Origin of the sequence: Massilia mucilaginosa, from assembly GCF_011682145.1 — a bacterium.
Classification (GTDB): domain Bacteria; phylum Pseudomonadota; class Gammaproteobacteria; order Burkholderiales; family Burkholderiaceae_D; genus Telluria_A; species Telluria_A mucilaginosa.
Genome location: NZ_WHJH01000033.1, coordinates 57,621 through 72,850, shown reverse-complemented (window position 1 = coordinate 72,850; position 15,230 = coordinate 57,621). Strand labels below are relative to the sequence as shown.

General features: G+C 64.5%; 9 protein-coding genes and 3 tRNA genes. 7 read left to right on the top strand and 5 right to left on the bottom strand.

Going from position 1 to position 15,230, the window contains the following annotated elements:
• Nucleotides 1-221: 221 nt before the first annotated feature.
• The 3 genes from F2P45_RS22455 to F2P45_RS22445 all read right to left on the bottom strand — a co-directional run bounded on the left by F2P45_RS22455 (nucleotide 222) and on the right by F2P45_RS22445 (nucleotide 732).
• Nucleotides 222-298, bottom strand: a tRNA-Arg gene (locus F2P45_RS22455).
• 140 nt (nucleotides 299-438) lie between these two features.
• Nucleotides 439-515, bottom strand: a tRNA-Arg gene (locus F2P45_RS22450).
• A gap of 140 nt (nucleotides 516-655) precedes the next feature.
• A tRNA-Arg gene (locus tag F2P45_RS22445) sits at nucleotides 656-732 on the bottom strand.
• 232 nt (nucleotides 733-964) lie between these two features.
• On the opposite strand from F2P45_RS22445, the gene F2P45_RS22440 reads away from it, so the two are divergent.
• Together F2P45_RS22440 and F2P45_RS22435 are read left to right on the top strand one after the other, a co-directional pair.
• Nucleotides 965-4,867 (top strand): two-component regulator propeller domain-containing protein, encoded by a 3,903-nt coding sequence (locus tag F2P45_RS22440; protein WP_229505232.1) that lies wholly within the window; start codon nucleotides 965-967, stop codon nucleotides 4,865-4,867.
• Between the two features lie 34 nt (nucleotides 4,868-4,901).
• Entirely contained in the window at nucleotides 4,902-6,047 is a 1,146-nt protein-coding gene (locus tag F2P45_RS22435) for an alpha-hydroxy acid oxidase (RefSeq protein ID WP_166880100.1), read from the top strand.
• On the opposite strand, the gene F2P45_RS22430 is transcribed toward F2P45_RS22435, so the two are convergent.
• Nucleotides 6,044-6,988, bottom strand: a complete 945-nt coding sequence (locus F2P45_RS22430) for a D-2-hydroxyacid dehydrogenase (protein WP_166880098.1) — start codon at nucleotides 6,986-6,988, stop codon at nucleotides 6,044-6,046. The two genes, F2P45_RS22435 and F2P45_RS22430, sit on opposite strands and share 4 nt — an antisense overlap.
• A gap of 1 nt (nucleotide 6,989) precedes the next feature.
• Nucleotides 6,990-7,907 carry a LysR family transcriptional regulator gene (locus tag F2P45_RS22425; RefSeq protein WP_166880097.1) on the bottom strand — a complete coding sequence of 306 codons (918 nt, stop codon included), beginning with the start codon at nucleotides 7,905-7,907 and terminating at the stop codon, nucleotides 6,990-6,992.
• A 132-nt stretch (nucleotides 7,908-8,039) separates the two neighbouring features.
• Here F2P45_RS22425 and F2P45_RS22420 point away from each other — a divergent pair, with 132 nt between their 5' ends.
• The 5 genes from F2P45_RS22420 to F2P45_RS22400 all read left to right on the top strand — a co-directional run bounded on the left by F2P45_RS22420 (nucleotide 8,040) and on the right by F2P45_RS22400 (nucleotide 15,151).
• Nucleotides 8,040-8,234 carry a hypothetical protein gene (locus tag F2P45_RS22420; RefSeq protein WP_166880095.1) on the top strand — a complete coding sequence of 65 codons (195 nt, stop codon included), beginning with the start codon at nucleotides 8,040-8,042 and terminating at the stop codon, nucleotides 8,232-8,234.
• Complete coding sequence (locus F2P45_RS22415) at nucleotides 8,231-9,076, top strand: alpha/beta hydrolase (protein ID WP_166880093.1); 846 nt, start codon at nucleotides 8,231-8,233, stop codon at nucleotides 9,074-9,076. The genes F2P45_RS22420 and F2P45_RS22415 overlap by 4 nt, the downstream gene beginning before the upstream one ends.
• Before the next feature lie 164 nt (nucleotides 9,077-9,240).
• On the top strand, nucleotides 9,241-10,503 hold the full coding sequence (locus tag F2P45_RS22410; protein WP_166880092.1) for an efflux RND transporter periplasmic adaptor subunit: 1,263 nt from the start codon (nucleotides 9,241-9,243) through the stop codon (nucleotides 10,501-10,503).
• 5 nt (nucleotides 10,504-10,508) lie between these two features.
• On the top strand, nucleotides 10,509-13,685 hold the full coding sequence (locus F2P45_RS22405; protein WP_166880090.1) for an efflux RND transporter permease subunit: 3,177 nt from the start codon (nucleotides 10,509-10,511) through the stop codon (nucleotides 13,683-13,685).
• Complete coding sequence (locus tag F2P45_RS22400) at nucleotides 13,685-15,151, top strand: efflux transporter outer membrane subunit (RefSeq protein WP_166880089.1); 1,467 nt, start codon at nucleotides 13,685-13,687, stop codon at nucleotides 15,149-15,151. Before F2P45_RS22405 ends, F2P45_RS22400 begins: the two co-directional genes overlap by 1 nt.
• The last annotated feature ends 79 nt before the right edge of the window (nucleotides 15,152-15,230 follow it).

Genomic DNA, 15,230 nt, shown 5'->3' with positions numbered 1-15,230 from the left:
AGCTGCTCTGAGGTAGAATTCATGCCGGGCAAGGTGCGTTCGTGTTGAAATTGTGTTTTAGGGATAACTCACATTTTATCAATCACTTACGGCATTCTTGCTCTTTTTTATGCAAAATTCAGGCTAGAGTTGAGCTCGTGTCCGAATGTCAGACCTGACACCGGGGGGGGAAGAAAAAGGGCCTGGAGATTTCTCTACAGGCCCTTCGTCTTACGAATTTTTGGTGCGGCTGGCAGGAATTGAACCCACGACCCCTTGGTTCGTAGCCAAGTACTCTATCCAGCTGAGCTACAGCCGCGCATGCAAAGATTATAGCAGCAAGCTTTTACTTTGCCAAATCTTCCGACGCCTTTCTTCACCAAGCGCCGAATAAGCAAACTGTCGAGCAAAGAAAAAGGGCCTGAAGATTTCTCTACAGGCCCTCTATCTTACGAATTGTGGTGCGGCTGGCAGGAATTGAACCCACGACCCCTTGGTTCGTAGCCAAGTACTCTATCCAGCTGAGCTACAGCCGCTTATGCAAACATTATATCAGCGTTTCCGCGCATTACCAAATCTTCTTACGCACTTACCAAAGATCGCCGAATTAACAAACGGCAGGGCAAAGAAAAAGGGCCTTTGAATTACTTCAAAGGCCCTTCGTCCTTACGAATTTTGGTGCGGCTGGCAGGAATTGAACCCACGACCCCTTGGTTCGTAGCCAAGTACTCTATCCAGCTGAGCTACAGCCGCGTAAGCAGTGATTGTAACAGCTTCACTTCGTTTCCGGAACCCTCGCTTGGCGGTTCTTTCAGCTCGGTGCTTCTACTACCCTTCGGATCGCTTGCATTTCCGAAGAAGGCGCTATTGTAGTGGGGCCTTCGCCGTTTGTCCAGAGGGCGATCGGAAAGAGGCGGAAAGCAAGTAATTTTCACCCGCGCCCGGGCATCTGTTAGATTACTCCAATTGCTGCGTGGAATGCCCCATGATGCTTCGTTTGACGATCCGACCGAACGCGATACTGTTCCGGCTTGCCCTTGCCTGGCTGCTGGGCGTGGCTTGCGTGGGATCGGCGCAGGCGGCCCAGGTGCGCAGCCTGCGCTTCGAGCATATCGGGCTGGAACAGGGCTTGTCGCAGGAGTCGGTGCAGAGCATCCTGCAGGACCGCCAGGGCTTCATGTGGTTCGGCACGCAGGCGGGCCTGAACCGCTACGACGGTTACCGCATGACCGTCTTCAAGAACGATCCGGCCGATCCGGACAGCATCGCCGACAATTACATCTCCGCCTCGTTCGAGGACGACCAGGGCCGCCTGTGGTTCGGCACCAAGGGCGGCTTGATCCGCTACGAGCGCGGCACCCGCAAATTCATCCGCTACGCCACCGGCGACATCAACAACCGCGTGGTCTCGGCCATCGTGGCCGACGGCGCCGGCGGCCTGTGGCTGGCCACCGGCGAAGGCCTCAAGCACTTCGACCCGGCCAGCGCGCGCTTTGCCACCTTGCGTCACGACCCCGGCGACGGGGCCAGCCTGTCCGACGACCGCGTCAACGCGCTGGTGCGCGATACCGATGGCAGCCTGTGGGTGGCGACGGCGCGTGGGCTGGACCGGCTCGCACCGGGCGCACGCGGCTTCGAGCGCTTTACGATGGCCTTGAGCGGCGACGCCCGGCGTAGCGACGCCCGGCGCAACCAGGTGCTGTCGCTCTCGCTCGGCGCCAACCGGACTTTATGGGTCGGCACCGCCGGCGGGCTCGAAGCGTGGCAGCTCGGCGCGGCGCAGCCGGTGCGGCGCCAGTTCGGCGCGGCCGACGGCATCGGCGCGGTGCGCGTGCAGTCGCTGTACCACGACCCCAAGGGTAACCTGTGGGTCGGCACCGAGCTCGATGGCCTGTTCTGGCGCGACCCCGCCAGCGGCGCATTCGTCAGTTACCGCCACCAGCCGCTCGACCGCCATTCGCTGTCGGACAACCGCGTCGCCGCCAGCTTTCTCGACCGCAGCGGCACCCTGTGGGTCGGCGGCTGGTTCGGTGGCGTGAACCGGGTCGACATCGCCAGCGGCGGCTTTAACCGGCTCGCGCACGCGCCCGACGATCAGGCCAGCCTCAGTTCCAACAAGATCCGCGCGCTGGCGCCCGACGCCGGCGGCGCGCTGTGGCTCGGCACGACCGGAGGAGGCGTGAACCGGGTCGACCTGCGCGGGGGCGGCGTGACGCGCATGCGTCCCGGGGAGCTGGTCACCGCGCTGGCGGTCGGGGGCGACCGGGTCTGGGTCGGCACGCCCACCGGCCTGTCGTCGATGGACAAGGAGGGCGGCCAGGTCACGCCGCTGCCGCTCGGCGGCGACGCCAACGCTTCGTACATCCAGCGCCTGCTGATCGACCGCGCCGGCAAGCTGTGGATCGTCACGCGCGGCGGCGTGGTGCGCTACGATCCTGCCAGCGGCTCCCGGGTCGGCTGGCGCCACGATCCGCACAACCCGCACAGCCTGGGCGAGAACCATGGCTTTGCGATCGTGGAGGACCGGCGCGGCATCGTCTGGATCGGCACCGACAACGGCCTCGAACGGCTCGACCCGGCCACCAGCCGTTTTACCCATTACCGCTACGATCCGGCCGATGCGGCCAGCCTGCGCCACAGCCGCGTCTATTATCTGTTGGAGTCGCGCGCCGGCCAGCTGTGGGTGGGCACCGCGGGCGGCTTGCACCGGGTCGAGCCTGGGGCCGACGGCAAGGTGCGCTTTCGCTTTTATGACCTCAACGCGTCCGGCGCCGCCGACCCCATCGGCGGCATCGTGGAAGACGACGCCGGCATGCTGTGGGTGAGCAGCACCGCCGGCCTGGCGCGGCTGGACCCGTCCAACGGCCAGGTCAAGCACTACACGGCCAGGGATGGCCTGACCGACGGCTCGTATTTCGTCGGCGCGGCCGCGCGCAGCGCCGACGGCAGCCTGCACTTCGGCGGCATCAATGGCCTGACCTCGTTCCGTCCGGAGGCGATCCGCGAAAACCCCTATCCGCCGGCGGTCATGATCACCGATTTCCTGATCTTCAACCGCCCGCTGCGCGCCGGCCAGCAGCTCGACGGCGCCACCTTCAAGGGCGCTATCGAAGACGCGCGCGAGATCACGCTGTCGTACCGCGATTCGGTGCTCTCGCTCGAGTTTGCGGCCCTGCATTTTGCCGACCCCCAGCGCAACCGCTACCTGTACCAGCTCGAAGGCTTCGACCAGGGATGGGTCAGCACCGACGCCGGCAAGCGCTTCGCCACCTACACCAATCTCGATCCGGGACGGTATGTGTTCCGCGTCAGGGCCAGCAACAAGGACGGCGTGTGGAACGAGGCGCCGACCGCGCTGGCCATCACGATTACGCCGCCGGTCTGGAAAACCTGGTGGTTCCGCCTTGCGCTGGCGGCGGCGGTGGCGGGCGTCGGCTATGCGCTGCTGCGTCTGCGGGTGCGCGCGCTGGTGCAGCAAAAATCCCTGCTCGAACGCCTGGTCGGTTCGCGCACGGCGGAACTGCAGCTGCAGAAGGAGTCGGTCGAACGCCAGAAAGTGGAAGTCGAGCAGGCGCACCGCAACATCGCGCTCCTGAGCGACATCGGGCGCAAGCTGACCGCCAAACTTGATAGCGAATCGATCATGCTGATGCTGTATGCGCACGTCAATGAGCTGATGGATGCGAGCGTATTCGGCATCGGCCTGTACCGGCCGGAGCGCGCCTGCATCGACTATCCGTTCGCCATGGAGGGCGGCAAGCGCTATTTGCCGTATTCGCGCAGCATGGACCATCCGAACCAGCTGGCGGTATGGTGCATCGTCAATGAGCGCGAGGTGTTCATCAATGACCTGGAGACGGAATACCGCAATTACATCGGCGATCTGCTGCTGACCTCCAGCGAAGAGCACCTGGGAACGCTGGAAGACGGCTCCCTGCCGACTTCGCCACGCTCGCTGCTGTACGTGCCGATCGCCGTCAACGGCCGCATGCTGGGGGTGGTGTCGGTGCACAGCTATGCATGCAATGCCTATGAACGGATTCACCTCGACATGCTGCGCACGCTGGCGTCTTACGTGGGCGTGGCCTTCGATAATGCCGACGCCTACCGCCAGCTGCAAAGCACCCAGGCGCAGCTGGTGGCCCAGGAAAAGCTGGCGGCACTGGGCTCGCTGGTGGCCGGGGTGGCGCATGAACTCAATACCCCGATCGGCAACAGCCTGCTGATGGCCAGCACCTTGCAGGAGAAAACCAGCGAAATCGCCCAGCGGTTCGACGGCGCCACCATCCGCCGCTCCGACCTGAAGGTATTCATCGACGCGTCGCAGGAGGCGTCGGAGCTGATCATGCGCAGTCTGTTCAACGCGGCCGACCTGCTCAACAGCTTCAAGCAGGTGGCGGTGGACCAGGCCAGCGCGCAGCGGCGCCGCTTCGACCTGGAGCAGGCCGCGCACGAAATCGTGGCCACCATGATGAACCAGGTGCGCAAGGCCGGCCACACGCTCACCATGAAGGTGGAACCCGGCATCGAGATGGAAAGCTATCCCGGCCCGTTCGGGCAGGTGATGATCAACCTGATTAACAACGCGCTGCTGCATGCGTTCGAAGGCCGCATCGGCGGTGCGATCACGGTCACGGCGGCGATGCAGGGCACCGAACGGGTGCGGCTGGTGTTCGCCGACGACGGCGTCGGCATCCCGATCGAGCACCAGGCGCGCATTTTCGATCCGTTTTTCACGACCAAGATGGGGCAGGGCGGTTCGGGCCTGGGCCTGAACATCACGTACAACATCGTCACGTCGCTGCTGGAAGGAAGCATCCGCGTCGAAAGCAGCGCGGGGCGCGGCACCACGTTCTTCATCGACCTGCCGCTCCAAGTAGCGCCGTAGGCGACCATAAGCAACAACGCGCACAAGGAGATGCATGACCATCATCACGACCATTGAAGACCTGAGGATACTGGCCAAAAAGCGCGTTCCGCGCATGTTCTACGACTACGCCGACGCCGGCTCCTGGACCGAATCGACCTACCGCGCCAACAGCGACGATTTTGCGAAGATCAAATTTCGCCAGCGGGTGGCGGTCAACCTGGTCGACCGCACCACCCGCACGACGATGATTGGGCAGGACGTGGCGATGCCGGTGGCGCTGGCGCCGACCGGGCTGACCGGCATGCAGCATGCGGACGGCGAAATCCTGGCCGCGCGCGCCGCCGAACGCTTCGGCGTGCCGTTCACCCTCTCGACCATGAGCATCTGCTCGATCGAGGACGTGGCGGCGCACACCAGCAAGCCGTTCTGGTTCCAGCTGTATGTGATGAAGGACCGCGAATTCGTCAACCGCCTGATCGACCGCGCCAAAGCGGCGCGCTGCTCGGCGCTGGTGCTCACGCTCGACCTGCAGGTGCTGGGCCAGCGCCACAAGGATATCCGCAACGGCATGACGGCGCCGCCCAGAATGACCTTGGCGAATATCGTCAACCTGATGACCAAGCCGCGCTGGTGCATGGGCATCCTGCGCACGCCGCGCCGGGGCTTCGGCAATATCGTCGGCCATGCGAGCGATGTGTCGGACATGTCGTCCCTGTCGGCGTGGACCTCGCAGCAGTTCGACCCGGCCCTGTCGTGGGCCGATGTGGAATGGATCAAGCGGCGCTGGGGCGGAAAACTGATCATCAAGGGCATCATGGATGAGCAAGATGCGCGCCTGGCGGCGGACTCCGGCGCCGATGCCCTGATCGTATCGAACCATGGCGGGCGCCAGCTCGATGGCGCGCAGTCGAGCATCGGCGCGCTGCCGGCCATCGTGGAGGCGGTCGGCAAGCGCATCGAGGTGCACATGGATGGCGGCGTGCGCTCGGGGCAGGACGTGATCCGCGCGCTGGCGCTGGGCGCCAAGGGCGTGTACATCGGCAGGCCGTTCCTGTATGGCCTGGGCGCGATGGGCGAGCAGGGCGTGACCAAGTGCCTGGAGATCATCCGCAACGAGCTCGATCTGACGATGGCGTTTTGCGGCCTGCGCGACGTGAATGACGTGGACGGCAAGATCCTGTTGCCGGGGACCTTCTAGAGCACGTTGAGCGGCTTGCCCGCTTCGAACGCTTCCACGTTATCGATCAGCATACCGGCCAGGGCCTGCATGGCGCCGGCACTGGCCCAGGCCACGTGCGGCGTGAGGATGAAGTTCGGCAGCCGCAGCGCCAGCAGCGGGTTGTCCGGCAAGGGCGGCTCGTCGCTCAAGACGTCGAAGCCGGCGCCGCCGATCACGCCATCGGTCAGCGCCTTGGCCAGCGCCGCTTCGTCCACCAGGCCGCCGCGCGCGGTGTTGATCAACAATGCGCTGCGCTTCATGCCGGCCAGCTCGCGCGCGCCGATCATGTTCGTTGTCTGCGCGGTCAATGGCAGGTGCAGGCTGACCACGTCGGACGTCGCCAGCAGTTCGCCCAGGGTCATGACATCGACATCGGCGTCGTCTACCTGCGAGCGCGATACCACGGCGACGCGCATGCCGAACGCGCGTCCGAGCGCCGCCACTTTCTTGCCCAGCGCGCCGTAGCCGACGATGCCGAGCCGGCTGCCGGCCAGGTCGGCGATCGGGTGGTCGAGCAGGCAAAACTGGTTTGATGCCTGCCAGCGGCCCGCATCCACGTCGGCGCCATACGCCTTCAAGTTGCGGCGCAGGGCGAGAATCAGGCTCAGACAATGCTCCGGCACCGACGCCAGCGAGTAATTGCGGATGTTCGACACCACGATACCGCGCGCGCGGCAGGCGTCGAGATCGACGTTGTTGGTGCCGGTGGCGGCCACCGCCACCATCTTCAATTCGGGCAGCTGCGCGATATCGGCCGCGCGCAGCGGCACCTTGTTGGTGATCGCAATGGTGGCGCCGCGCAGGCGTTCGAGCACCTGGCCGGCGCTGGTGGCGCCATGTTCGCGCCACGCGTGGTCGAAGGCGGGACGGCGCACCTCGGCCATCAGGCTGTCGCGGTCGAGGAAGACGATGCTGTGCATATCAGGGCCTTTGCAGTTGCAGGAACGGATGGGTGAGGAACAGGTCGGCGACCCATTCGACGAAGACGCGCACCTTGGCCGACAGGTGGCGGTTCTGAGGATACACCACGTTCACCGGCAGCGGCGTGCTGCTCCAGTCGGGGAGCACGATTTCGAGCTTGCCGGCGGCGACCATCTGGTCGACCATGAAGCTCGACATCTGCATCAGTCCGAGCCCCTGCATGCCCGCCGTCAGGTACGCCGTGGAGTCGTTGACGGCCAGGCAGGCCGGCGCGGCGATGTTGATTACTTCATCGCCGCGAATGAAATCCCAGTCGTAGACCTTGCCGGTCTTGGTTGAGAAGTAGTTGATGCAGCGGTGGCTGGCCAGGTCGTGCGGGTGGGTCGGCCGCCCGTGCTTGTCCAGGTAGCCCGGCGTGGCGCAGGTGACGAAATGGAGCACGCCGACGCGGCGCGCGATCAGCGCCGAATCGGGCAGGTTGCCGCCCCGGATGGCGCAGTCGACGCCTTCTTCGATCAAGTCCACCGGGCGGTCGCCGATCCCGAGGTCGAGGCGGATGTCGGGGTAGCGATGGAAAAAGTCGGATAGCGCCGGCAGCAGGATGTCGTTGGCGATCCCGCTCGAAACATCGACCCGCAGCCGCCCGCTCGGATTGGCGCGGTTGCGCGAGAGCGATTCCTCGGCCTCGCGCACGTCCGACAGAATGCGCAGGCAGCGCTCATAATAGGCGGCGCCATCGGCGGTCACGCTGACGTGTCGCGTTGTGCGGTGCAGCAATTTGACTTCGAGCGCCAGTTCGAGCGCCTGCACCAGGGTCGAGACGGTGGCTTTGGGCAGCTGCATGTTCTCGGCCGCGCGCGTAAAGCCGCCGGCGTCGACGACCTGTACAAACACTTCCATGGCTTGCAATTTATTCATATGTCTCCGTATTGTTCAGAATCCTGAACAATCAATTCGCTCTTGCCCTCTTTATCAGATTGTAGATCAAGTTTAAAGTGACCGTACTGCATCAAAGGATGTCGGTACAACAGGAAGGAAAGGGCTACTCAAATGCGTTATCAAAAAGCAATCATGATGATCGTGACACTCGCGATGGCGATGCTGACGTTGACGGGAACCGCCTTGTCCGATCAGTTTCCGCAGGCCGCGAGTGCCGAAAGCGTCGGTTTTGACGCGCTTGCACATGACCTGTTCGGAACTTCCCTGGTGGCCGGCGCCGACGATGAACTGGCGGAAGCGCCATGAGCGCCCAGGACGCGCCAGTGCAGCTGAAGATCCGCGACCTTGAGGTTGCGGGGGCCGAAGGCCCGCTGGCTGCGCGTCTGTATTCCGGCGGCGACGCCGGCGCCAAAAAAGATGGCTTGATCGTGTTCTTCCACAGCGGCGGCTTTATCGGCGGCGACCTCGATGAGGCGGACGAATTCCTGCGCCACCTGGCCAGCTGCTCGACCCAGCACCTGGTGCTGGCGTCGCGCTACACGCTGGCCACCGAGCGCCCGTTTCCCGCCGCCGCCGAAGATGCGCACGCGGTGCTGGCCTGGGCCAAGAAGCACAAGGCCAAGCTGGGATGGAGCGGCAAGCGCCTGCTGGTGTCGGGCATCGAGGCCGGGGCCAACCTGGCCGCCGTGTGCACCCTGATGGCGCGCGACCGCGGCGGTCCGGCCCTGGTCGGCCAGATCCTGATCATGCCGATGCTCGACCCGGGCCTGTCCACTTGCTCGATGCGCGAAATCCCGCACGACGTCAGCCTGGCCGGGGTGGCCGTCCAATGCGCCGCCAGCTACCGGGGCTATCTGCCGAATGCGGCCGACCGCACCCACCCGTACGCGTCGCCGCTGCAATCGAGCCGCCTGAAAAACCTGCCGCCCGCGCTGATCCTGTCGGCCGAAGACGATCCCTTGCGCGACGAGGCGGAACAATACGGCACCAAGCTGGCCGCCTGCGGCGTGACTACCACGGTCAAGCGGATGGCGGCAGCGCCCCTGGACGACACGGCCGCGCGCAACGAGTGCGCCTGCAGAGCCGTGGCCTTGCACGAAATCGGCAGCTTTTTGCATGGCCTGGAGTGTCCCCCCGCGCCATCCTGACGCCGCGCATTACCTGTAGCACCCACCAATTACCCCCGTGCAGCTGCGCTGAGAGACCCTCGGCGCAGCGTACGGACCCTTTTCGCCTTTTGAAACAGCACAGCTCGCTTTATGTCGTCATTCCGGCTGATTTATTAAACATTTTCATCAATAAGAGGAAAAAAATGAAAACCACTAATCGATTAATGACCTTCGCCCGCCCGCTCGCGGCCGCGATGGCCTTGGCGGGACTGGCGGCCTTGTCGCTGGCGGGGTGTGAAGAGGCGAACAGCAAGGCCCAGCCGGCAGCCCCGGCCGGCCCGCCGATCACCGCCGCCACCGTGATCGAGCGTTCGGTCAACGAGACGCAGGAATTCTCGGGCCGGCTCGAAGCGGTCGACCGCGTCGACATCCGGGCGCGCGTGAACGGCTTTATCACCTCGGTCAACTTCAAGCCGGGCAGCGTCGTCAAGAAGGGCGACGTGCTGTTCGTGATCGACGCCCGTCCTTATCAGGCGGAAGCCAACCGCGCCGAAGCGGCCGTCAGTTCGGCCCGCGCGCGCGCCGAACTGGCCAAGGTGGAACTGGCCCGCGCCGAGCGCCTGCTGGGCGACAGGGCGATCGCGCAGCGCGAGTTCGACGAAAAGGCCTCGGGCCTGAAAGAACTGGACGCCAATGTGCGCGCGGCCCAGGCATCGCTCGAAGCGGCGCGCCTGAACCTGAGCTACACCAATGTGCACGCCCCGATCGGCGGGCGCGTCTCGAAAGCCGAAGTCACCACCGGCAACCTGGTCGACGGCGCCGTGATCCTGACCTCGGTGGTATCGAGTAATCCGATCTACGCGACCTTCGACGGCGACGAAGACACCTACCTGCGCGTCGGCCGCGTGGCCCAGAAGGGCACCACGGTGCCGGTCAAGATCGGCCTGGCCAACGAGAGCGGCTTCCCGCACGAAGGCAAGCTCGAATTCATCGACAACCGCCTCGACACCGCCACCGGCAGCGTGCGCATGCGCGCCATGTTCGACAACACCGACAACACCCTGGTTCCGGGCCTGTTCGCACGCGTCCAGCTGGGCGGCGGCGAAGGCGCCCAGACCAAGACGATCCTGATCAACGACCGCGCCGTCGGCACCGACCAGAATCGCAAGTTCGTGTACGTGATCGGCGCCGACAGCAAGGCCGAATACCGCGCCGTGGTCCTGGGACCGAGCGTGGACGGCCTGCGCGTGGTGCGCAGCGGCGTCAAGCCGGGCGAAAAAATCGTCATCAACGGCTTGCAGCGCGTGCAGCCGGGCGCGCCGGTGACGGCGCAGATCGTGGCGATGGACCAGGACGGCAAGGCGCCGCAAGCGAAGGCCGACGATGCCAAAGCAGCGGACGCCAAGGCCGCCGAAGTCAACAAAGAAGTCAAGGTTGCCGACGCATCGGCTAAAACCAAGGAATAACTAACATGAATTTTTCACGATTTTTCATCGACCGGCCGATTTTCGCGGCCGTCCTGTCGATCATCATATTCGTGGCCGGCCTGCTCTCGATTTTTGCATTGCCGATCTCCGAATACCCTGACGTGGTGCCGCCATCGGTCGTGGTGCGTGCCCAGTATCCTGGCGCGAACCCGAAAGTGATCGCCGAAACCGTCGCCGCGCCGTTGGAAGAACAAATCAACGGCGTCGAAAACATGCTCTACATGTCGTCGCAGAACACCTCGGACGGCTCGCTGATGCTGACCGTGACGTTCAAGGTCGGCACCGACGTCGAGCAGGCCGAGTCGCAGGTGCAGAACCGCATCCAGCGCGCCTTGCCACGCCTGCCGGAAGAAGTGCGTCAGATCGGCGTGACGGCGGTGAAAAGCTCGCCCAACCTGACCATGGTGGTGCACCTGTTGTCGCCAACCGGCCGTTACGACGATGTCTACCTGCGTAACTACGCGGTGCTCAACGTGAAAGACCAGCTGGCCCGCATCCCGGGCATGGGCGATACCCAGCTGTTCGGCGCGGGCGACTACGCCATGCGCATCTGGCTCGACCCGCAAAAAGTCGCTGCGCGCGGCATGACCGCGTCCGACGTCGTTGCCGCCGTACGCGAGCAGAACGTGCAGGTCGCGGCCGGCGTGATCGGCGCCTCGCCGTCGAAAGGCGCCGAGTTCCAGCTGACCGTCAACACCCAGGGCCGCCTTACCTCGGTCGAGGAATTCGGCGACATCATCGTGCGCACCGGTGCCGACGGCGCCATTACCCACCTGAAGGATGTGGCGCGGATCGAACTTGGATCGAACTCCTACTCCCTGCGCGCGCTGTTGAACAACAAGTCGGCCGCCGCCATCGGTATTTTCGAAGCGCCGGGCGCGAACGCGCTGCAACTGTCGTCCGACGTCCGCGCCAAAATGGCGGAACTGAAGAAAGACTTCCCCGAAGGCGTCGACTTCAGCGTGGAATACGATCCAACCCAGTTCGTGCGCGCATCGATCAAGTCGGTCATCCACACCCTGCTCGAAGCAGTCGCCCTGGTGGTGCTGGTGGTGATCATCTTCCTGCAAACCTGGCGCGCATCGATCATTCCGCTGCTGGCCGTGCCGGTATCGATCATCGGCACTTTTGCGGTGATGCTGGGCTTCGGCTTCTCGATCAATACGCTGTCCCTGTTCGGGCTTGTGCTGGCGATCGGTATCGTGGTCGATGACGCCATCGTGGTGGTGGAAAACGTGGAACGCAATATCGAAGCCGGCCTGACCCCGCGCGACGCCACCGTCCAGGCCATGAAAGAGGTGAGCGGTCCGATTATCGCCATCGCCCTGGTGCTGTGCGCCGTGTTCGTGCCGATCGCTTTCGTGGCCGGTCTGTCGGGCCAGTTCTATCGCCAGTTCGCGCTGACGATCGCCATTTCGACCGTGATCTCGGCATTCAGCTCGCTGACCCTGTCGCCGGCCCTGGCCGCCGCCTTGCTGAAACCCCACCACGCGCCGAAAGATGGACTGACGCGCGTGATGGACAAACTGTTCGGCCGCTTCTTCGCCTGGTTCAACCGCTTCTTCGGGCGCGCCTCGACCAAATATGAAGGCGGCGTCAACGTGGTCCTGAAACGCAAGGGCATCTCGCTGATGGTGTACGCCGTGCTGGCCGTGGCCGCCGTGTTCATGTTCAAGGCGGTGCCGAGCGGCTTCGTGCCGGCCCAGGACAAGCAGTACCTGGTCGGTTTTGCCCAGTTGCCCGATGCAGCCTCGCTGGACCGCACCGACGCCGTGATTCGCCAGATGTCCGACATCGTGGCCAAGGTGCCTGGCGTGGAATCGTCGATTGCCTTCCCTGGGCTGTCGATCAACGACTTCACCAATGCGCCTAACGCCGGCATCGTGTTCGTCACGCTCAAGTCGTTCGAGCAGCGCACCGGCAAGGGCATGTCGGGTCCGGAGATCGCCGCTGAAGTGAACAAGCGTCTCGGCGCCATCCAGGATGCCTTCATCATGGTGTTCCCGCCACCGCCGGTCAACGGCCTGGGTACCGTGGGCGGCTTCAAGATGATGATCGAAGACCGCGGCAACGTGGGCTACGACGAGTTGTACAAGGCAACGCAGGCGGTGCAGATGAAAGCCTGGCAGGACCCGCAGCTGGCCGGCGTGTTCTCCAGCTTCCAGATCAACGTGCCGCAGCTGTTCGCCGACGTCGACAAGGTCAAGGCCAAGCAGCTCGGCGTGCCGCTGACGACGATCTACCAGACCTTGCAGATCAATCTGGGCTCGCTGTATGTGAACGACTTTAACCAGTTTGGCCGTACCTACCAGGTGCGCGTACAGGCCGATGCGCCATTCCGCTCGCACGCCGACCAGATCGCCCAGCTCAAGGTCCGCAACGACAAGGGCGAGATGATTCCGCTGTCGTCGCTGATGCGCATCAAGGATACCTATGGCCCGGACCGCGTGCAGCGCTACAACGCCTACGTATCGGCCGACATGAACGGCGGCCCGGCTCCCGGCGTGTCGTCCGGCCAGGCCCAGGCCGCGCTGGAAAAGATCGTCGCCGAAACGCTGCCAAAAGGCGTGTCGTACGAATGGACCGAACTGACCTACCAGGAGATTTTGTCGGGTAACACGATGGTGCTGGTATTCCCGCTGTGCGTACTGCTGGTGTTCCTGGTGCTCGCCGCCCAGTACGAAAGCTGGACCCTGCCGCTGGCGGTCATCCTGATCGTGCCGATGTCGATCCTGTGCGCGCTGGTCGGCGTCAAGCTGACCGGAGGCGACAACAACATCTTCACCCAGATCGCGCTGTTCGTGCTGGTGGGGCTGGCCTCGAAGAATGCGATCCTGATCGTGGAATTCGCCCGCGAACTCGAAGACCACGGCCGCACCATCGTCGAAGCCGCGCTCGAATCGTGCCGCCTGCGTCTGCGTCCGATCCTGATGACGTCGATCGCGTTCATCATGGGCGTGGTGCCGCTGGTGTTCTCGAGCGGCGCCGGCGCCGAAATGCGCCATGCGATGGGCGTGGCGGTGTTCGGCGGCATGCTGGGCGTGACCTTCTTCGGCCTGTTCCTCACGCCGGTGTTCTACGTGCTGCTGCGTACCTTCGCCAAGAAGATGGAAAAGAAATCAAGCGTGGCAGTACCCGCGCATCTGGAAGGAGCAGTGTAATGGCTGATTTGAAGACAACAATCACGCGCCGTATGTCACCCATGCTGGCGCCCCTGCTGGCGGCGCTGCTGCTGACAGCCTGTTCCAGCATCCCGGAACTGAAAGCCCCGGCGCTCGACATGCCGTCCGCCTTCAAGGAGTCGTCCGAACCGCTGCAAGCGGCCGACGGCACGCGCTGGAAGGTGGCGCAGCCGGCCGAAGGGCAGGCGCGCGGCGACTGGTGGCTGGCGTTTAACGATGCCAACCTGACGGCGCTGATCCGCGAGGCGACCGATGCCAACGCCACCCTGGCGGTGGCGGCGGCACGGGTCAAGCAGGCCAGGGCGCTGGCCGGCATCTCGGCAGCGGACCGCGCGCCGCAGGTCGGCGCCGGCATGGGCGCGCAGCGCAGCCGCAACTCGGGCGTGTCGCGCGGCCTGGCCGACGATGCGGCGGTCGCACCGGGCAATGTGTACCAGGCCAGGCTGACCGCCAGCTACGAGCTCGATCTGTTCGGCCGCGTGGCGGCCAACGTCAGCGCGGCCAACGCGGATGCGGCGGCATCCGAGGCGACTTACAAGTCGGTGCTGCTGGCCTTGCAGGCCGACGTGGCGCAGACCTACTTCAAGCTGCGCGAAACGGATGCCGAACTGGCGACCCTGGCGCGCACGGTCGACCTGCGTACGCAGAGCGTGAAAGTGAACCAGAGCCGCTACGACAATGGCGACATCGGCGAATTCGACCTGGCCCGCGCCAGGACCGAGCTATCTACGGTGCGTGCCGAGGCGATCGGCCTGCAACGCCAGCGCGTGCAGTTCGAGCACGCGTTGGCGGTGCTGCTGGGGAAACCGGCAGCCATGTTCAGTGCCGACGTCAATCCGCTGGTGGAATCGTCGCTGCTGCCGGCCATTCCGGCCGGGCTGCCATCGGCCCTGCTGGAGCGCCGTCCGGACATCACCGCCGCCCAGCGCGCGATGATCGCCGCCAATGCCCGCATCGGCGTGGCCAAAACGGCGATGTATCCGTCGCTGAGCCTGACCGGCGGCCTTGGCACCGAATCGGGCAGCGGCGGCAACCTGTTCAACTGGAGCGCGCGTTCGTGGGTACTGGGCGCGTTGCTGTCGATGCCGATTATCGACGGTGGCCGCAACAAGGCCAACGTCGCGCGCAGCGAAGCGGTGCTGGAAGAATCGGTGGCGAGCTACCGCCAGAACGTGCTGGTGGCGTTTGCCGAAGTCGAAGACAACCTGGCCGGCCTGCGCATCCTGGCCGGCCAGACCGAGCAGATCGACGCCGCCGTGGTCTCGGCGCGCCGTTCGGCCGACCTGGCGCAAAAGCTGTACGACGCCGGCCGCTCCAGTTATCTGGACCTGCTCGACGCCCAGCGCAACCTGGCTGCGGTCGAACGCAACGCGGTCCAGCTGCGCGGCGACCGCGCCGTCACCACCGTGGCGCTGATCCGCTCCCTGGGCGGCGGCTGGCAGTAATCGGGAACGCATCCCCTTGACAAATGCCGCGGCCGGCCGGCCGCGGCATTTGCGTATTCACAGGGCAAGCCATACAATG